Source organism: Cypionkella sp. (assembly GCF_028290025.1).
In the GTDB taxonomy this organism is placed as follows: Bacteria; Pseudomonadota; Alphaproteobacteria; order Rhodobacterales; family Rhodobacteraceae; genus Cypionkella.
This window is the reverse complement of record NZ_JAQGKQ010000026.1, coordinates 1-17,273: the sequence shown is the minus strand read 5'-3', so window position 1 is coordinate 17,273 and position 17,273 is coordinate 1. Positions and strand designations below refer to the sequence as shown.

16 protein-coding genes, 1 tRNA gene and 1 pseudogene are annotated in these 17,273 nt (G+C 61.8%); 14 read left to right on the top strand and 4 right to left on the bottom strand.

The features are described 5' to 3' along the window. Nucleotides 1–33 precede the first annotated feature (33 nt). From JWS10_RS03455 to JWS10_RS03390, 14 genes and pseudogenes are all read left to right on the top strand, one after another. The gene (locus JWS10_RS03455) at nt 34–198 is read left to right on the top strand and encodes a hypothetical protein (RefSeq protein WP_299504799.1); all 165 of its coding nucleotides are present in this window, start codon (nt 34–36) and stop codon (nt 196–198) included. Continuing rightward, nucleotides 191–2,626, top strand: a complete 2,436-nt coding sequence (locus JWS10_RS03450; protein WP_299504797.1) for a phage tail tape measure C-terminal domain-containing protein — start codon at nt 191–193, stop codon at nt 2,624–2,626. The genes JWS10_RS03455 and JWS10_RS03450 overlap by 8 nt, the downstream gene beginning before the upstream one ends. Next, on the top strand, nt 2,626–3,252 hold the full coding sequence (locus JWS10_RS03445; RefSeq protein ID WP_299504795.1) for a DUF2460 domain-containing protein: 627 nt from the start codon (nt 2,626–2,628) through the stop codon (nt 3,250–3,252). The genes JWS10_RS03450 and JWS10_RS03445 overlap by 1 nt, the downstream gene beginning before the upstream one ends. After that, nucleotides 3,249–4,133, top strand: coding sequence for a DUF2163 domain-containing protein (locus tag JWS10_RS03440; protein WP_299504793.1), 885 nt, complete (start codon nt 3,249–3,251; stop codon nt 4,131–4,133). The genes JWS10_RS03445 and JWS10_RS03440 overlap by 4 nt, the downstream gene beginning before the upstream one ends. After that, nucleotides 4,130–4,564 (top strand): NlpC/P60 family protein, encoded by a 435-nt coding sequence (locus JWS10_RS03435; RefSeq protein WP_299504791.1) that lies wholly within the window; start codon nt 4,130–4,132, stop codon nt 4,562–4,564. Before JWS10_RS03440 ends, JWS10_RS03435 begins: the two co-directional genes overlap by 4 nt. A 10-nt stretch (nt 4,565–4,574) precedes the next feature. Then, nucleotides 4,575–8,548: pseudogene (locus JWS10_RS03430) on the top strand (glycoside hydrolase TIM-barrel-like domain-containing protein). Between the two features lie 10 nt (nt 8,549–8,558). Then, the gene (locus JWS10_RS03425; protein WP_299504789.1) at nt 8,559–10,010 is read left to right on the top strand and encodes a DUF2793 domain-containing protein; all 1,452 of its coding nucleotides are present in this window, start codon (nt 8,559–8,561) and stop codon (nt 10,008–10,010) included. Beyond that, nucleotides 10,010–10,756: a hypothetical protein gene (locus tag JWS10_RS03420; RefSeq protein ID WP_299504787.1), complete on the top strand. Its 747-nt coding sequence runs from the start codon at nt 10,010–10,012 to the stop codon at nt 10,754–10,756. Before JWS10_RS03425 ends, JWS10_RS03420 begins: the two co-directional genes overlap by 1 nt. A gap of 43 nt (nt 10,757–10,799) precedes the next feature. Then, nucleotides 10,800–11,108, top strand: coding sequence for a hypothetical protein (locus JWS10_RS03415; RefSeq protein ID WP_299504786.1), 309 nt, complete (start codon nt 10,800–10,802; stop codon nt 11,106–11,108). Nucleotides 11,109–11,193: 85 nt separating this feature from the next. Beyond that, nucleotides 11,194–11,847: a TIGR02594 family protein gene (locus JWS10_RS03410; protein ID WP_299504784.1), complete on the top strand. Its 654-nt coding sequence runs from the start codon at nt 11,194–11,196 to the stop codon at nt 11,845–11,847. A gap of 13 nt (nt 11,848–11,860) precedes the next feature. Continuing rightward, nucleotides 11,861–12,028 (top strand): hypothetical protein, encoded by a 168-nt coding sequence (locus JWS10_RS03405; protein ID WP_299504781.1) that lies wholly within the window; start codon nt 11,861–11,863, stop codon nt 12,026–12,028. 337 nt (nt 12,029–12,365) lie between these two features. After that, nucleotides 12,366–13,226 carry a PHP domain-containing protein gene (locus tag JWS10_RS03400; protein ID WP_299504778.1) on the top strand — a complete coding sequence of 287 codons (861 nt, stop codon included), beginning with the start codon at nt 12,366–12,368 and terminating at the stop codon, nt 13,224–13,226. Next, nucleotides 13,124–15,181: a TrlF family AAA-like ATPase gene (locus JWS10_RS03395; RefSeq protein WP_366943510.1), complete on the top strand. Its 2,058-nt coding sequence runs from the start codon at nt 13,124–13,126 to the stop codon at nt 15,179–15,181. Before JWS10_RS03400 ends, JWS10_RS03395 begins: the two co-directional genes overlap by 103 nt. Beyond that, nucleotides 15,171–15,302 carry a hypothetical protein gene (locus tag JWS10_RS03390; protein WP_299504773.1) on the top strand — a complete coding sequence of 44 codons (132 nt, stop codon included), beginning with the start codon at nt 15,171–15,173 and terminating at the stop codon, nt 15,300–15,302. The genes JWS10_RS03395 and JWS10_RS03390 overlap by 11 nt, the downstream gene beginning before the upstream one ends. Before the next feature lie 201 nt (nt 15,303–15,503). On the opposite strand, the gene JWS10_RS03385 is transcribed toward JWS10_RS03390, so the two are convergent. The 4 genes from JWS10_RS03385 to JWS10_RS03370 form a co-directional block, all read right to left on the bottom strand. Further along, nucleotides 15,504–16,337, bottom strand: coding sequence for a DUF4365 domain-containing protein (locus JWS10_RS03385; protein WP_299504772.1), 834 nt, complete (start codon nt 16,335–16,337; stop codon nt 15,504–15,506). 37 nt (nt 16,338–16,374) lie between these two features. After that, nucleotides 16,375–16,692: a type II toxin-antitoxin system RelE/ParE family toxin gene (locus JWS10_RS03380; RefSeq protein WP_299504771.1), complete on the bottom strand. Its 318-nt coding sequence runs from the start codon at nt 16,690–16,692 to the stop codon at nt 16,375–16,377. Next, the gene (locus tag JWS10_RS03375) at nt 16,689–16,958 is read right to left on the bottom strand and encodes a hypothetical protein (protein ID WP_299504769.1); all 270 of its coding nucleotides are present in this window, start codon (nt 16,956–16,958) and stop codon (nt 16,689–16,691) included. Before JWS10_RS03375 ends, JWS10_RS03380 begins: the two co-directional genes overlap by 4 nt. 190 nt (nt 16,959–17,148) lie before the next feature. Then, nucleotides 17,149–17,225 (bottom strand) — tRNA-Met (locus tag JWS10_RS03370). Nucleotides 17,226–17,273 lie beyond the last annotated feature (48 nt).

Sequence of the window (17,273 nt, the reverse complement as noted above, 5' to 3'; positions counted from 1 at the left end):
GTCTGGTATCTGGTCGGACGTCTAGGTGGCCAGATGCGCGTCGCGGGCAAAGCCGTCATCGGCTGGGACATGGGCGCGGCCTTGGCCTTGGCGCGAGCGCTGGGCCTGAATTCCATGGTGGTGGCCGAACTGCTGCCGGAACTGGAGGCGGTGATGGTCCGCCGCATCAACGAAAAGATCGGAGAGCCTGATGGCTGAAAAGCGCGTATCCGTCCGCCTCGCGGCCGTTGGCGGCAAACAGGTCCGCGCTGAACTGGATGGTGTCGGCGATGCCGGAGTCAAAGGTTTCGGCCGCATGTCAAAAGAGGCCAAAATTGCCAACGCGCGGCTGGCGGCCTTTTCCACCCGGGTAAAGATCGCCGCGGCAGTGGCCGTCGCGGCTGCGGCTGCCGCTGGCATCGCGATGATCCGGTCGGGCCTCGAGACCATCGACGCGCAGGCCAATCTTGCGCAATCGCTCGGCACCACGACCCGCAGTATTCAAGTGCTGACCTTTGCGGGCGACTTGGCCGGGGTCTCGATGGACGAGATCACGGCCGCCACCAAGAAACTGACGCTGAAACTGTCCGATGCGGCGGGCGGCACAGGCACAGCCGTGGCAGCTTTGCAGCGGTTACACCTGACGGCCACAGATCTTCAGGCTCTTCCGCTCGACGAGCGCATCGTGGCAATTCAGGATGCGCTGACAAAGTTTGTGCTTCCTGCGGAACGGGCGGCTGTGGCCTCGGCTCTTTTCGGTGACAAGGCCGCGCTAGCCTTCAGTCGGATCGACAGCGCGACGCTGCGCCAGGCATCGCAGGACATAACCGATTTCGGCGTGGCGGTGTCAGATCAGGATGCCGATCAAATCAGGACCGCTGGTGATGCCATCGACCGGCTTGGCCTCGTCTGGCTCGGTCTGACCAACCAGCTCACCGTCGCCGTCGCACCAGCCTTGGAGGCCGTGGCCAACGCGCTGGCCGATGCGACCCGGGCGGGCGGCATCTTCCAGACCAGCAAAAGCTTTCTCGGCGACCATATCGGAGAGATTGCCAGCATCGCTGGAGCCTTCGCCACTTTCTTTGCCGGGCGCTTTATCATCGCTTTGGGCGCGGCCGCACTCGGCGTCAGTGGTTTTTCCCTGTCGCTCAACGTCTTGCAAGGGGCCCTGATCCGCACCGGCATCGGCGCGTTGATCGTCGGAGCGGGCGAGCTGGTCTATCAGTTCTCCAAACTGGTCGAAGGGGCCGGAGGCTTTGGAGCGGCCCTCGGTTTGTTGTCCAATCTCGCCAGCGAGGTCTGGGACCGGATCGGACTGGGCGTGGATGCGGTGGTCGCCAGCCTGCACGCCAGTTGGTCTGGCATCACCGCAACCATCGCCGATGCGATGCAAGGCGCGCTGGTGGCCGTCGTGGGGTTTGGAAACTCCGCAACCGGGGTGTTTCAGGGAGCCTTCGATGCGATGAAGGCGATCTGGTCGGCCCTGCCGTCCGCCATCGGAGACTTCGCCTTCCAGGCCGCGAACGGGTTGATCAGCGGCGTCGAGGCGATGCTGAACGGCGTGGTGACCCGGATCAACACCTTCATCTCGGGCTTGAACGCGGCACTCGACATGCTGCCCGATTGGGCCACCGGCGAGGGCGGCATTCAGATCGGCACGCTCGATCCGGTCACTCTGGGCCGGGTTGGCAATCCGTTTGAGGGTGCGGCAACCGCTGCTGGTGCTGCCGCGGCCGATGCATTCAAGGCGGCGATGGGGAAGACTTACCTCGAAACACCCGACCTCGGTCTTGGCACAATGGCCAATGATGCCCGCGACCGGGCCGCAGCTTACAACGAGGCAGCTGGTATGCTGGCCGATGCCGCCTCAAGGCCTCTGTCCAGCTGGCAGGCACTGCAGGATGCAATGACCAAAGCCGGGACGGATGGCGCTGCAGCCCTTGATGGCGCAACAACTGCAGCCGATGGCACGACCGATGCGCTTAACGCTGCGGGAACGGCTGCAGGCGGTGCCGGGGCGGCGGGCAAAGCGGCGGCGGATGCAGCGGCAACCGGATGGGCAGCGGTGACGGCGGCTTTGTCGGACTATGCGGCCAAGTCCCGCGACATTGGCGGCGATGTTGGCCAGACGCTGGTCGGGGCCTTCCAGAGCGCGGAAGACGCCGTGGCCAGTTTCGTCAAGACCGGCAAATTGAGTTTCGGCGATCTCGTTACATCGATCCTGGCCGATCTGGCGAAACTCGCGGCGCGCAAGTTCATCCTCGGCCCGATTGCTTCGGCGCTGGATGGGGTGCTGGGCAGTCTCGGCGGTGGCGGGCTGTTCGGCACCATGGTGGGAGCAGCCGTCCAGCATGCGGGCGGGATCGTCGGCGGCAGCGCTCCGATGCGCGCAGTGCCGATGTGGGCTTTTGCAGGAGCGCCGAGGATGCATTCCGGGGGTTTTGCCGGGCTGCGACCTGACGAGGTCCCAGCCATCCTGCAAAAGGGCGAGCGGGTGCTCTCGCGGCAGGAGACTTCAGGATACGGCGCGGGTGGCAACGTCAGCATCACGATCCAGACCCGCGACGCCGAGAGTTTCAGGCAGTCGCGCACGCAGGTCGCATCGGACATCGCCCGGACGGTGTCGCTGGGCCGGAGGGGAATGTAGTGGCATTTCACGAGATCAGGTTTCCTGACAACATCAGCCGAGGCGCGCGCGGTGGGCCGGAACGCCGCACGCAAGTGGTTGAACTGGCGAGCGGTGATGAAGAGCGCAACGCGTCATGGGCAAATTCTCGACGGCGGTATGATGTGGCTTACGGCATCCGCCGTGCCGATGATCTGGCGGCGGTGGTCGGTTTCTTCGAAGCCCGCAACGCGCGCCTTTATGGGTTTCGCTACAAGGATTGGGCGGATTACAAATCCAGCATGCCGTCGCAGTCGATCACCCCGACAGACCAGCAGATCGGCACCGGCACGGGAAGCCTGAAGACCTTCCAACTGGCCAAACGCTACACCTCCGGGGCGCAGACTTGGGTCAGAACCATCGCCAAACCGGTCACTGGCACAGTTCGCGTGGCGCTGGGCACGGTTGAGCAGATGTCGGGCTGGACGCTGGATGCCACGACCGGAGCCGTCACGTTCACCACCGCCCCTGGCAGCGGCGCGATCATCCGGGCCGGGTTTGAATTCGATGTGCCGGTCCGGTTTGACAGCGACAGCCTCGACGTCACGCTGGATGTCGAGCGGCTCGGGTCGATCACCTCCATCCCCCTTTTGGAGATCAGGCGATGAAGTCGCTTTCCTCATTGCTTCAAGCCCATCTCGACGAGGGCACCACCACCCTGTCTTGGTGCTGGCGGATATCTCGCACCGACGGCATGACGCTGGGTTTCACCGATCACGACCAGATCCTGACCTTCGATGGCACCGATTTTGAGCCGGAAAGCGGTTTTGCGGCTTCAGAAGTCAGGTCTGGTTCTGACCTTTCGGTCGATGCGCAGGATGCCGAAGGCGTGCTGACCTCCGACCGGATCACGGAGACCGACATCGTGGATGGGCGGTGGGATGCGGCGGAGGTCGAGCTTTGGCGGGTGAACTGGGCCGATACCAGCCAGCGGGTGTTGCTGCGTCGTGGGGCGGTCGGTCAAATCCGGCGCGGCCGCATGGCTTTCGTGGCCGAGGTGCGCAGCCTCGCGCATGTGTTGGGCCAGACCGTGGGACGGACGTTTCAGGCCAGTTGCGACGCGGCGCTGGGCGACACGCGCTGCGGGATCGATCTGGAAAATGCTGCCTTCAAGGGCACCGGCGTGGTGACCGACCTGCTGCGCGACCGGGCGTTCATGGCCACCGGCTTGGCTGCATTCACCTCAGGCTGGTTCGCGTCTGGGACCATTACCTGGACCAGCGGCACAAATGCCGGGCGCGTCACCGAAGTGCTGACGCATGATCTGGCGGGCAGCATTGCCCTGCTGACACTGCTGGAAGCAGCGGTACGCGCCATTGCGGTGGGCGACAGTTTCATCGCGCGTGCAGGTTGCGACAAGCGCATGGCGACCTGCGGGACGAAGTTCGCCAACACCAGCAACTTTCGCGGCTTTCCCAACATCCCCGGTCAGGATGCAGTCCTGCGCTATGCCAGCCCGGGCGATGGCAATCAGGGGAATGTGCTGTGAGCGCCGCCGATCCCTACCTTGTTATCGCCACGGCCCGTTCTTGGCTCGGCACTCCCTACCATGATCAGGCCAGCCTGCGCGGCGTCGGCTGCGATTGCCTTGGTCTGGCGCGGGGCGTTTGGCGTGAAGTGGTGGGCGCGGAGTCTTTCGCGATCCCCCCCTACAGCCGGGACTGGGGCGAGACGGGGCCGCACGAAGTGTTGGCGGAGCGCGCGCGTCGTATGATGTCGGAAATCGCACCCACCGATGCAGTGCCCGGCGCACTGATACTGTTCCGCATGGCCCCGCGCGCCATCGCCAAGCATGTCGGCATCCTGACCGGGCCCGACAGCTTCATCCATTCCTACGAACGCCTTGGCGTCATCGAGGAAGTCATGACTCTGATCTGGCGGCGGCGCATCGCCTTCGCTTTCCTGTTCCCCATCAGCTGAGGCCCCACACATGGCCACTCTTGTTCTCGGCGCGGTTGGGTCCGCGATCGGTGCCGGATTCGGCGGCACCATTCTTGGCCTGTCAGGTGCTGCTATTGGCGGGTTTATCGGATCGACGATTGGCTCGGCGGTAGACAGCTGGATCGTGTCGTCCTTGGCGCCCGCGCAGCGCATCGAGGGCGCGCGGCTCGACAGCCTGCGGATCACCTCTTCCACCGAAGGGGCCGTAATCCCAAGACTCTATGGCCGGATGCGACTTGGCGGCAACATCATCTGGGCGACGGATTTCCGCGAAGAGACCAGGACCACCAGTCACGGCGGCGGCAAGGGCGGTGGTGGTGCAAAGGTCGCGACCACCGAATACTTGTATTTCGCTTCCTTCGCGGTTGCCCTGTGTGAAGGGCCAATCACCGGCATTGGCCGCGTTTGGGCCGATGGCAAGCCGATGGACATGACCGGTGTCACCTGGCGCTGGTATCCGGGCGATGAAGCGCAGACTGCCGATCCGTTCATCCTCGCCAAAATGGGGGCCGCGAACACGCCAGCCTATCGCGGCACTGCATATGTGGTTCTGGAGGAGTTGGACCTCACCCTCTTCGGTAACTGCCTACCACAGATCAGCTTTGAGGTGTTTCGGCCGCTGGCCGATGCCGACACCGCCGAAGGGCTGGTACGGGCGGTCACCATGATCCCGGCCTCGGGCGAGTTCGCCTACGCGACCGTCCCCGTCAAGAAATCAAGCGGTTCAGGCAGTGCCACAGTGGCCGAGAACCTGAACGCGATCCCGAAAACGCCGGATATTGTCGTGGCACTGGAGCGGTTGCAATCCATGGCCCCGGCGGTGGAAAGCGTGTCGCTGGTGGTGGCGTGGTTCGGCGATGACCTGCGGGCGGGCGTCTGCAAGGTCCGCCCCGGCGTCGAGGTTGCAGCAAAAGCCACGACACCATCCGCTTGGGTGGTGGATGGCGTTTCGCGCGCCAATGCCTTTCTGGTAAGCCGCGATGCCGAGGACAGACCGGTTTATGGCGGCACGCCTAAGGATTTCGCAGTGGTGCAAGCGATCCGGGAGATGAAGGCGCGTGGGTTGCGGGTGACGTTTTACCCTTTTTTGCTGCTGGATGTGCCATCCGGAAATACCCTGCCGAACCCCTATTCCAACAATGCGGCCACCGCTGGCCAGCCGACCTTCCCTTGGCGCGGCCGGATTACCTGTTCCCCGGCGGCTGGCTATGTCGGAACCGTGGACAAGACCGGCGCCGCCGCCACACAGGTCGCAGCCCTGTTTGGCACGGCAACGCCAGCCAATTTCAGCATTTCCGGGCAAAACGTCAGCTGGACCGGCCCGGCCGGGGAATGGAGCCTGCGCCGGATGATCCTGCATTATGCGCATCTCTGCGTCGCGGCCGGGGGCGTCGATGCCTTCCTCATCGGCTCGGAAATGCCCGGCCTGACGACGATCCGCTCGGCGGCGGCAACTTATCCGGCAGTGCAAGCGTTTCGCGATCTGGCAACGGCCGCACATTCCGTCCTCGGCGCCGGTACCAAGATTGGCTATGCGGGCGACTGGTCGGAGTATTTTGGTCACCACCCTGCGGACGGGTCGAGCGATGTGTACTTCCACCTCGATCCGCTGTGGTCGGACAGCGCTATCGATTTCATCGGCATCGACAACTACATGCCACTCTCCGATTGGCGCGACGGCTTTGATCATGCCGATGCCGCCGTTGCCCCGGCAATTTATGACCGCGCCTATCTGCAATCGAACATCGTGGGCGGCGAGGGATTTGACTGGTTCTACGCCAGCCCATCGGATCGTGCGGCGCAGATCAGAACCGCAATCACCGATGGTGCTGCGGCCAAACCATGGGTGTTCCGCTTCAAGGATCTGCGGGCCTGGTGGCAAAACCCGCATTTCAACCGCCCTGGCGGGATCGAAAGCGGGACGGCCACCGCATGGGTGCCGCAATCGAAACCGATCTGGTTCACTGAATTGGGCTGCCCTGCCATCGACCGGGGCACCAACCAGCCCAACGTGTTCTTTGACCCGAAGTCGTCCGAAAGCTTTACACCCTATTTCTCGCGCGGATGGCGCGATGACGCGATCCAGCGCGCCTATCTCGAAGCCACATATCTCTTCTGGTCCGATCTGACCAACAACCCGGCCTCGACGGTCTATTCCGCCCCGATGGTGCACGTCCCCGAATGTGCCGCCTGGACTTGGGATGCACGTCCCTATCCGTTCTTTCCGGAACTGACCGATATCTGGACCGATGGACCGAACTGGCGGCTGGGTCACTGGCTGACCGGGCGGCTGGGTGCGGTATCGCTGGCGGCCCTCGTGCGGCACCTTTGCCTGCGCGCCGGGCTGGAAGCGAGCCTGATCGATGTCTCAGGCCTCTGGGGCGCGGTCGAGGGTTATGTGATTTCGGCGCTGGAATCCCCGCGCGCCTCGATTTCCACACTGGCCCGACATTTCGGCTTTGATGCGGTTGAAAGCGAAGGCCGCATCTGCTTTCTGATGCGCGGTCGCGTCGCTACTGCCACCATCACCCCGGATGGCATGGTCGCCGCTTCCTCCGCCAACGGCGACGTGATGGAATTGACCCGGGCGCAGGAATCCGAGCTGCCGCAAGCGTTGAAATGGCAAGTCGCCCGCGCCGACGAGGATTATGACGCGGCGCAAGTCGAGGCGCGGCGCATCACCGTCGACACCAGCCGCATTGCTTCGGAGAGTTTCCCGATGGCGGTGCCGACGGAGGAAGCCGAGCGCCGCTGCCGCCGCGCGTTGATGGAGGCTTGGGTCGGACGGGAAAGTGCGGTGTTCCGTTTGCCGCCTTCACGGCTGGCGCTCGATCCCTGCGATGTGATCCTGCTCGATCATGATGGCCGCCTGACAGAACTGCAGCTGGTGTCTATTGCCGACTCGGATGTGCGCGGCATCGATGCCGTTCGCCAGGATCGCGCGGTTTATGATCTGCCACCCGGCGATCCCCGCCCGGCCTCACTCTCGACGCCCACAGTGTTCGGAGCACCCGAGGTCGTTCTCCTGGACCTGCCACAGTTGCGCGACGATCAAGCTGCGCACCGCCCCTTTGTCGCAGCCCATGCCATACCGTGGCCGGGCGAGATGGCAGTATTTCGCAGCCCTGCTATGGATGGTTTTGCACTGCTGACCACCTTTGGAACTCGCGCCCGGATGGGTGTGCTGACGGCAGACTTTTATGCCGGGCCGGTATCGCGCTTCGATCTCGGCAATGCGCTGGTGGTCGATCTGTTCTCAGGCACTTTGGAAAGCGTCACCGACATCACGCTCTTGGGCGGGGCCAATGCGCTGGCGGTGGAAACCAGCCCCGGCCAATGGGAGATCGTTCAGGCAGGCTCGGCCGAGTTGATCGCAGCCGGGCGCTACCGGTTGACCCGCCTGCTGCGCGGCCAGCGCGGCACGGAAAACGCGGTCGCCAGCCTCGTGCCGACCGGCGCGCGCGTCGTCGTTCTCGACACCTCCGTGGCATCCTTGCCGATCAGCGAGGCCGATCTGGGTCTGCCATGGAACTGGCGCGTAGGCCCGGCGTCGCGTCCGGTCAGCGATGAAACCTTTGTCGCCACGAGTTTCGCACCCGAGGGCGCTGGGCTGCGGCCCTTCTCGGTAGCCCAAGTCGAACAGCCTTGGCGGACAGCGCGCAGCCCCGGCGATCTGACAATCCGCTGGACGCGCAGGTCGAGGGCGCTGGCGGCCGACAGTTGGGAGGCGGCAGAGGTACCGCTGGCCGAGGACAGCGAAGCTTATGTGGTGGAAATCCTCGATGGCGCGACCGTTAAGCGGACCCTTTCCACCGCGGCCACCAGCGCCCTCTACACCGCAGCCCAGCAGACCACCGATTGGGGCGCATCGCTCGGCCCCGGCAACAGCTCGACATCCGCATCTATCAGCTCTCCGCCCTGATCGGGCGCGGTGCCGTGCGATCCGTCACTCTAACCTTCTGAAAGCAGGACAATGTCCGATATCTCCCCGCACCTGCTGCTGCCCTATATTCTAGCAGCCCAGGCCCAGAAGCATGTCACCCACAACGAAGCCCTGCGGCTCCTCGACGCCGTGGTGCAACTGTCGGTGCTGGACCGCGACCTGACGACCCCGCCCGGTTCCCCCACCGATGGGGATCGCTACATCGTCGCTTCGGGGGCGACGGGGCTTTGGGCAGGCTGGGATCTGAACGTTACAACTTGGGTCGATGGCGTCTGGATGCGTCTGGTGCCGCGCCCCGGCTGGCTGGCATGGATCGCGGACGAGACCGCCGCCGCCGTCTGGACCGGGACGATCTGGAAACTGGTCGGCGTGCCACAGGATGTGTCGGACGCCATCTTCAGCCTGGTGAATGATGCCGATCCGACAAAACGGGCGCTGTTCTCTCTGTCGGGTATCACGACGGCCACGACACGGACCTTCACCTTGCCCAACACATCCAGCGAGTTGGCGATCCTCGCGGGGACACAGACCTTCACGGGCAACAAGACCTTTTCCGGCACGATGACCGTGTCGGCGGCGACAGCCACAATTGGCACTTCTGCGGCAACCTCGACCTATGGGATGGGGACCGGGGCAACGACGACCGGCCTCACCAAGACCGTCAACCTCGGCACCGGCGGCGCATCGGGATCGAACACTGTCGTCAACATCGGCGCGGCCACGTCGGGCGCGGGTGGCACAACGGTCGTGAATACACCGACGGTGACCTTTGCCAATGCGGTGACGGCCGTCGGCATGCCTCAGGCCAACCTCACGGCCCAGTTACTTGGCCTCGGCGGAGCGACAGCTGACGCCACCAACCGGCTGTCGCTGAACGCACCCGCTGTTCTGATGAACAACGCGGGCGCCGGGATCGAGGTGACGGTGAACAAGGCCGCAGCAGGCAACGATGCCGCCTTTGCCTTCAAGACCGGGTTCTCGGCGCGGGCGCTGATCGGTTTGCTGGGGAGCGACGACTTCAGCTTCAAGATCAGTCCGGATGGCTCGACCTGGAACACTGCACTGAGTATCGACCGGACCCGCGGACGTCCGACCCTGCCGCAGGGGGCAATTCTGGGGGGCTTGGCCGCCGATCCTTCCGGCCGAGCCGACGGTTGGATCTGGTTCAACACCACCGCCCAGCGTCTTCGCGCACGGGCGGACGGGGCGGATTTTAACCTGGGGCCTATCACCGGCACGGGCGTTCTCGCCGTCGCCGACAACGCCCTTGAGGCCTCCACCGTGATTTCCGCTCCCGGCGTCGCCACCACCTCCATCATTAACGTATCGCTCGCCCCGTCGCTTGATGCCGACGAGAACAGCCCCGACCTCCTCGATCTCGTCACCCTCTGGGCCGAGGCCGGAACCGACCAGATCACCCTCAACGCCACCTTTTCCGACCCGACCTCGGGTGCGGTCAAAATCAACTGGAGTGCAAACTGATGGCCAAACTATCTCGTGACCTGACTTCCGGCACCCTGCATCCGCGTGAGAACATCTCGGGGTCTGGTGCGCTGGGTGCGCTGAACGCTGAGAACGTGATCAACGCCGATGGCGCTTCGACCGTCTCCCTCGACCTGCGCGGCACCTTCAGCCTGACGGTTGAGGTTGCTGGTTCGGTCGATGGCACCAACTGGACCCTGCTGGCGGTGCGGTCCATTTCGGGCGGCACCTACCTGGCTGCCGTCACTGGCGCCGCAGCGGGCGCATGGGTGGCGGCCTGTGCCGGGTTTGCCAAGATCCGTGCTCGGGTGACGGCCTATACCTCGGGCGCGGCTACGGCGACGCTTCTGGCGGCGACCGGGCTTCTCGACGACCGTCTGCTGGGCGAGGTGTCCTCCAACGCCGCCACGATCACCGCTGCGCTGAGCACAGCCGCGACCTTGACGCTGACAGCGCCCGGCGCAGGCCTGCGCCACTACATAACCGGCCTGCGCATCGAACGGCATGCGGCAGCGCTCCTCACGGCGGGCACGACCCCAGTGGTGATCACGACGACCAATCTGCCGGGCGCACTGGCGTTTTCCATCCCGGTCGAGGCGGCAGCGCAGGGCAGCGTCTATGAGAAATCCATGGAGCCAGCGCGGGCAATCATGGCCTCGGCCCAGAATACTGCCACGACCATTGTCGCGCCCTTGACCACCAGCGTGATCTGGCGGCTCAGCGCCACGTTCTATGTCGCGCCGTGACGGCCGCGCCGCCCACCAAACTTGAACCTTGGAAAGCCCCATCATGACCGAACCACCGACCTTTCTCGAAGGCGTCGCCCAAGCCTTCCGCGACCACGGCCTGACCGCCGCCATCACCGCCCTGATGGGTGGTAGCCTCGCCATCGCGGCCACCGTCACCCGCAAAGCCTTCACCAACGAAGCCGTTTTGGAACGCCTGGAGCACGAATTGGCCGCCGAACGCGACCGTTACGATAAGCAGCGCGCTGAAGACCGCAAGGCCGACGCCGACCGGCTGGAGCGCATCGAAACCGACATCCGCGCCATGCGGGATCTGATGTTCGAGGCATTCCAGCGCAGTCGGGGCGACTGACCCGAAACACACCATCCTGATCCACCCCAGCCCGCCTGCACGGCGGGTTTTTTGTTGCCCGGCAGCGGGCAGAAGGAGCCATCCTATGACCACCGACCCAATCGACGCCATCCGACTGATCCAGAGCGGACTGGACAAACTCGGCCACACCCCCGGCGCCATCGATGGCCAATGGGGCGTCCGCACCGCCCGCGCCCTGAAGCAGTTGATCGCCGCCAATGGCCGCGCTGCTTCCGTCGCCCCGCCGGGCCCCTTGCCGTGGATCACCGAAGCGAAAACCGCGCTGGGCCGCAACGAAGCCCGCGACCGCACCTGGTTGATGGATTGGCTGAAGCGCGATGGCCGCAGCTTGGGCGATCCGGGCAAGAACCCCTGGTGCGGCGATTTCGTGGAAACCTGCATCCGCATGGGTCTGCCCGATGAGCCGCTGCTCGGCGCGCTGGGCACCAATCCGTACTGGGCCCGCAATTGTCTGCTGTTCGGGCAGCCGGTGCAGCCGGTCCCAGGTGCCGTGCTGGTGTTCGAACGCGGATCAGGCGGGCATGTCGGTTTCGCCGTCGGCCAGGATGATGCCAATTTCTTCGTCCTCGGCGGCAACCAGTCCGACGCCGTCACCATCGCGCGCGTTGCCAAATCCCGCATGCTCGGCGCGCGCTGGCCCGCCACCTTCCCACCCCACCCCCAGCGCCTGCCGACCATGAGGCCGGGCGAATTCCTCACCACCACCAATGAAATGTGAACTGGAGAACACCATGCTGAAACCTGCAATCCTCGCTCTCATCCGCCAAATCCTGACTCTCGCGGGCACCGCCCTCGTCGCCAAAGGACTTGTCCAAGCCTCCGACCTTGAGCCGGTGATCGGCGCTCTTCTGACCATCGGCTCGGCGGTCTGGTCTGTCGCCGACAAGCGGAGGAGGTAAACTTGGGGGGATGACGGCCAGCATGCGCCAGCGAGTCGACTTGTCCTGCGTTTCCCCATTAGCAGTGCCAGGAGACAAGCAAACCTTTGCCGAATAGCGGGCGAATAACCAGTTTGGCTGACTGCCGAACACCGGAAAATGGACGGTGGCCGACTGCGGCAGTCAGCAATTTGTGCGGCCAGTGAGTATTTGACCCTTTGCAAAGCTTGAAGGACGACGCGGAGAGGGCAAGAAGGCAGACAACCTTGGGTAAGATCGAAATTTCCCATTGCATCGCTGAGGTCAGCGTGACGACCATGAAGATAATCGATTGCGCACAGGAATTGGAGACCGAAGGATGGGCGGCGAACTAAGCAGCGCGGACAAAGGTGCACATTTCTTCCGCTGCGACTTCCAAGTTCACAGCCCTAGGGATCGCCAATGGACGGGCCAGGCGCGCGTCACCGATGAAGAGCGCGCAGAGTACGCCACATCGCTCATCGCAGCGTGCCGGGAAAAGGGTCTCGACGCAATTGCAGTCACCGACCACCACGACATGGCATTTATTCCATTCGTCCGGCAGGCCGCCTTACAGGAAACCGATGCAATGGGGAGCCCTTTGCAGGGTCGCGACCGTATCGTCGTCTTTCCGGGAATTGAGTTGACGCTCGCAGTGCCTTGCCAAGCCATCCTATTGCTTGGCGCGGATTTCGAGGACAACCGCTTTGACGCCGTCCTTACAGCATTGACGATTACTTCTGCCCCAGCAAACGAAGCAAAGACAATTCAGACAGAACGGCTTGACCACATCGACTCTTTAAAAGCCCTAAAGATTAAGCTGGACGAACATAGCTGGCTAAAGGACCGCTACATAATTCTTCCCAATGTCAGCGGCGAAGGGAAATTCTCGCTGCTCCGCAGCGGCATGGCTCCCAAATACAAGGATATGCCTTGCGTGGGCGGCTATTTGGATGGGTCAAGAGACGGCTTGAAATCGGGCACCCTTAATATCATTGCCGGAAAAGAAAAAGCTTGGGGAAACAAGCGGATAGCCTGCATCCAGACTTCAGACAACCGGCGCGAAGATCACGCTGACTCGGTAAACACTCTTCCTGGATCAAATGGGCCAGCCCTACGGCGGAGGCGCTGCGCCAAGCATGCCTTGCCCAAGAGTCACGGATTTCAGACTCAGAGCCGAGCGTCCCATCAATCGTCATAACGTCGATCAGCGTTCAGAACAGCTCTTTTCTCGGTCCTTTGGAGCTTGCCTTCAATCCCCAGTACAATGCACTGATCGGCGGTCGTGGCACGGGAAAGTCGACGATCCTTGAGTATCTTCGCTGGGCGTTGTGTGACCAGCCTCCTGCTGGAAGCGATGACGATACCCCGGACTATCAGGCTCGCCGCTCCCGGCTAATTGAGGGCAGTCTCAAGCCTCTAGGGGCGACCGTTGATGTCACGTTCACCTTGAACGGCGTGCCGCATTCTGTGCGAAGGTCCAGCAAAGAGGGGATCGTCCAGATCAAGGTCGGAGACGATGAATTGCGGCCATGTTCAGAGAACGAAGTACGCACGCTTCTTCCTGTTCAAGCCTACAGCCAGAAGCAACTCAGCAACGTCAGCGTAAGGCTGGACGAACTCGCACGATTTATCTCCGCCCCCATCCGAACCGAACTCGGTCAACTTGAGAGGCAGATGGGAGAACAAAGCGAGAAGCTCCGCAAGAGCTATTCCACGAGACAGCGCCAGAAGGCCATCGAAAAGGACGCTGCCCGCGTGGCGCTACAGGTGCGCTCATACCAAGAACAGGCTTCCAAGATAAGGGCGTCACTGGGCGGCCTTGCAGAAGAGGACCGGTCTCTCCTTGATCTCAGCTCGCAATATGATCGCGCCGAACAGGCCGTCGACGCGCGCAGGCATCGTCTCAAAGATGCAGGTACACGCATTGATCAACTGCTTGAGTTGGCTGGCGGTGAAGTGCGAGGAGAACTCACCGAACTGCCTGAAGAGTTTCCCGAAAAAGCGCTCGTAGAGGAATTGTCTGCCGAATATGGTGTGTTAGTCGCTGAAATCGCTGAAGCGCTTCGCGGTGCAAGGCTAAAAATTGATCGGGCCACAGAGGAGAGAGACGGCAGTAAGTGGTCGGCTTGGAACGCCCGGCTGGTGGCTTACCGCCAATCTAATTCTACCGCTCTGGAAAAATCGTCTGCTCACAAGGACCGCATGGAGCAGATGAAAGAGCTTGAGGCAAAGGTTGCGGCACTTCAGCGAGAGCTCACTCGTCTGTCGGACGAACTGTTGTCGCTCCAGAAAGCAGGCGAATCCTACAAAGCTGAACAAGATCAGCTTCACGATCTCAGAAGACAGCGCGATGCCTTGATCCAAGCTCAGTGTGATGCCCTGACCGAGCGCTCCGGTGGTGCAATCCGGGCTATCGTTCGCAGATATTCAAACGCCAACCTGTTCTCCGACCTGATGAGAGAGCGGCTGAGCGGATCGGGAATCCGCAAAGACCGGATCGAACAGATCGCCGAATCTGTACTTAATGCGGAAGATCCTCATCGCACCTGGATAGGCACACTTGAAGACCTGGAAACACTTGCGAACTTCGATTCCGCAAAGGATTCCACGGAACATCTGCCCGAAACACCGTTCCTTACAAGCGCAGGCGCGACCAAGGCGGATTGCGAAAAGCTTGCCAGCAAATTGACTCCGGATGACTGGCTGTCACTATCCCTGATTGAAATTACCAGTGAGCCCCGTTTTGAGTACCGTTCGCGCGAAGGGGAATACATCAATTTTTCCAACGCATCGTCAGGCCAACAAGCGACCGCGCTGTTGCGCACGTTGTTGAACCAGGCAGGGCCGCCCCTTCTCATCGATCAACCGGAAGAGGACCTGGACAATCCAGTTATGCAGGAAATTGTTGAGCAGATATGGGCCGCGAAAAAACGGCGTCAGCTGATTTTCGTAAGCCACAATGCCAATCTGGTCGTCAATGGGGATGCCGAACTTGTTGCTTGGTGCGATTATCGCAAGGCTGGGGACCAATCCGGTGGCAAGATTGCTGGAGAAGGGGCTATCGACATACCCGATATACGTGAGGCGATAAAACGCATCATGGAAGGCGGCGCGGCAGCGTTCAATCTTCGCAGAGAGAAGTATGGATTTTGATAGTCCGCCGTTTCGAGGTGCGGAAGCCCAAGGTCGGTGCTGCCTGGTGATGAACGAACTCGCTGGGCTGTTCGACCATCCCCCGTCCTTTTTGGTGGAAAAAGTCAGCCAGTTGGGCTAAGACCCGCAAGTGTGCAAGAGCTACTCAGAGCCCCAAGCAGCCTTAGGGTTTATGGGCGTCGTGGTTCTTGCACACCCATCCCGTTAAGTTTGCGTCGCGGCTCGTAAATGGTCCAGAATTTGAGCTTCTGCTCCTGAACAGGTTCAAGCATCGACTTCCTCAGGATCAGGCGAACTAATCCCGTCTGCCGGAACGGAAAAGTCACCATGCTATCGATCTGAAATAAACGGAAGTTACGATCGTCGCCGAAGCTGCTGCCGAGATTATCGGCGGAGTGACGCACTCTTCGATAATTTTGCGGGCTGCTCCAAGCAATACGAAGCTCTGGTATCTGGAGAGCTCACTACGGCCAGGTCTGGTAATGTGCCGCCAACCTTCACGGTCAAAATGAACACGCTCTCCGTTGCGCCCGAGAGTCGTGGCTGTCTGCGCCATGGACTTGTAGATGCTTCGGGATGCTTGTTGGACATGCTCTGAGCATCGGAGATGAGGAAAGTCTCCGGCGAAAGTGTGGATTTTCTGAGCCTGCAAATCTTGAGTTAATGTTCCGCACAACTGACTAATCGACTTCCTCGCCCGACGGTCGAACATTTGGTCTCCGGGCACAAGGATCTGAGCTGAAGTTCTCGCGTCACTGGGCCTGATGTCCACCCACCGCGCACTTAGGTCATCCGGATCGACCAGCACAACAATTGCGGCGCCGACAACTTTCCGCCAAGCAGCCAAATTCCTTGCTAGCTGATTTGCTGCGATTGAAACGGCGAGCTTGCCGTCACTTCGCTTTTTGGCTTTGACACACTTGACCTGCGTAAAAATAATTTGACCAGATAGTTCGCCGTCTCTTTCTAAGAAGATAAGGCCGTCGACTGCGTCATCGTTGTGCGCTTCCAGAGGTTGCCATCGAGCATTCCATTCCGCGAGAACGATCTTTTCAACTGCATTGACCCCATCTGTCCTTGTCGTTGCGTTCTCAGGCTCATGGAATTTCCTAGTGATTTGGCCGCAACTCATACCATAGAGCGTCGGCAGTGGCATGCTTGCATCGAAGCTTATGGAACTAACTCAACAGCAATTATCGTCGACGCCCGCCGGTGCGTCCGATCCAATCCGCGCCGCCATAGGTTACCGCGTAAATCAGCACTTCGCTCGCGTCATCGTCAACCAGGAAGGCCACCACGGCCTTCCGGCCTGCCGGGATGGCGCGCAGGCCAGGGGCGGTTTCATCTCGCATGCTGCCCTTATGCGGCGTGGTCTTCAGTGTGGCGATGGCGGCTTCGATCTCGGCCAACTTACGAGCCGCCGCCTCCGGCCCTGCATAGTCGATGATCCATTGGGCAATGGCGTCGAGGTCACGGGAGACAAGAGGGTGGAACCGGATCCGGTAGATCACGCCCCACGAGCCGCGCCTATGGTGCCACGAGCAGCGGCGAACGCGTCGCCTTGGTCGATGAACATTGTGCGGGGCGTCTCCATGCGGGCGCGGATTTCTTGGCCGAGGGCCGAGAGGGCTACTTCTCGTTCTTCCTCGTCCTGCATCATCTGCTCCAGCGCGGCCGCAACAGCGGCGCTCTGCGTTGCGAAGATGCCTTGCCCCACCTTTTCCGAGAGGAAGTGATGGTGGCGGTCGGTAAAGCTGAGGGTCGTCTTGACGGTCATCCGCGCCTCCTTGGTATGACTGAGTCATATAGCAGGGAAGGGCGATGGTTTCAACGTTGGTGGAAAGGGCGCTTTGGCAGTCGATTTCAGCGCGACTCTCGAAACGTTGACATGGCGTTGACACAAAATGCAAACGAAAAAACCTGACTGTTTAAGTCAGGCTCTAAGCATCTGATATGTTTCTTAGATTTGGTTGCGGGGGCAGGATTTGAACCTGCGGCCTTCAGGTTATGAGCCTGACGAGCTACCGGGCTGCTCCACCCCGCGACGGTTGTTCCCGTGTGTTTGGGTGGGAACGTCTCAGCAAGTTTTGCT

Bases quoted from the DNA above. Each gene is read 5' to 3' on its own strand.
- JWS10_RS03455 (WP_299504799.1), top strand. From the start codon at position 34: ATGCGCGTCGCGGGCAAAGCCGTCATCGGCTGGGACATGGGCGCGGCC.
- JWS10_RS03450 (WP_299504797.1), top strand. From the start codon at position 191: ATGGCTGAAAAGCGCGTATCCGTCCGCCTCGCGGCCGTTGGCGGCAAA.
- JWS10_RS03440 (WP_299504793.1), top strand. From the start codon at position 3,249: ATGAAGTCGCTTTCCTCATTGCTTCAAGCCCATCTCGACGAGGGCACC.
- JWS10_RS03425 (WP_299504789.1), top strand. From the start codon at position 8,559: ATGTCCGATATCTCCCCGCACCTGCTGCTGCCCTATATTCTAGCAGCC.
- JWS10_RS03420 (WP_299504787.1), top strand. From the start codon at position 10,010: ATGGCCAAACTATCTCGTGACCTGACTTCCGGCACCCTGCATCCGCGT.
- JWS10_RS03415 (WP_299504786.1), top strand. From the start codon at position 10,800: ATGACCGAACCACCGACCTTTCTCGAAGGCGTCGCCCAAGCCTTCCGC.
- JWS10_RS03410 (WP_299504784.1), top strand. From the start codon at position 11,194: ATGACCACCGACCCAATCGACGCCATCCGACTGATCCAGAGCGGACTG.
- JWS10_RS03405 (WP_299504781.1), top strand. From the start codon at position 11,861: ATGCTGAAACCTGCAATCCTCGCTCTCATCCGCCAAATCCTGACTCTC.
- JWS10_RS03400 (WP_299504778.1), top strand. From the start codon at position 12,366: ATGGGCGGCGAACTAAGCAGCGCGGACAAAGGTGCACATTTCTTCCGC.
- JWS10_RS03390 (WP_299504773.1), top strand. From the start codon at position 15,171: ATGGATTTTGATAGTCCGCCGTTTCGAGGTGCGGAAGCCCAAGGTCGG.
- JWS10_RS03385 (WP_299504772.1), bottom strand. From the start codon at position 16,337: ATGCCACTGCCGACGCTCTATGGTATGAGTTGCGGCCAAATCACTAGG.
- JWS10_RS03375 (WP_299504769.1), bottom strand. From the start codon at position 16,958: ATGACCGTCAAGACGACCCTCAGCTTTACCGACCGCCACCATCACTTC.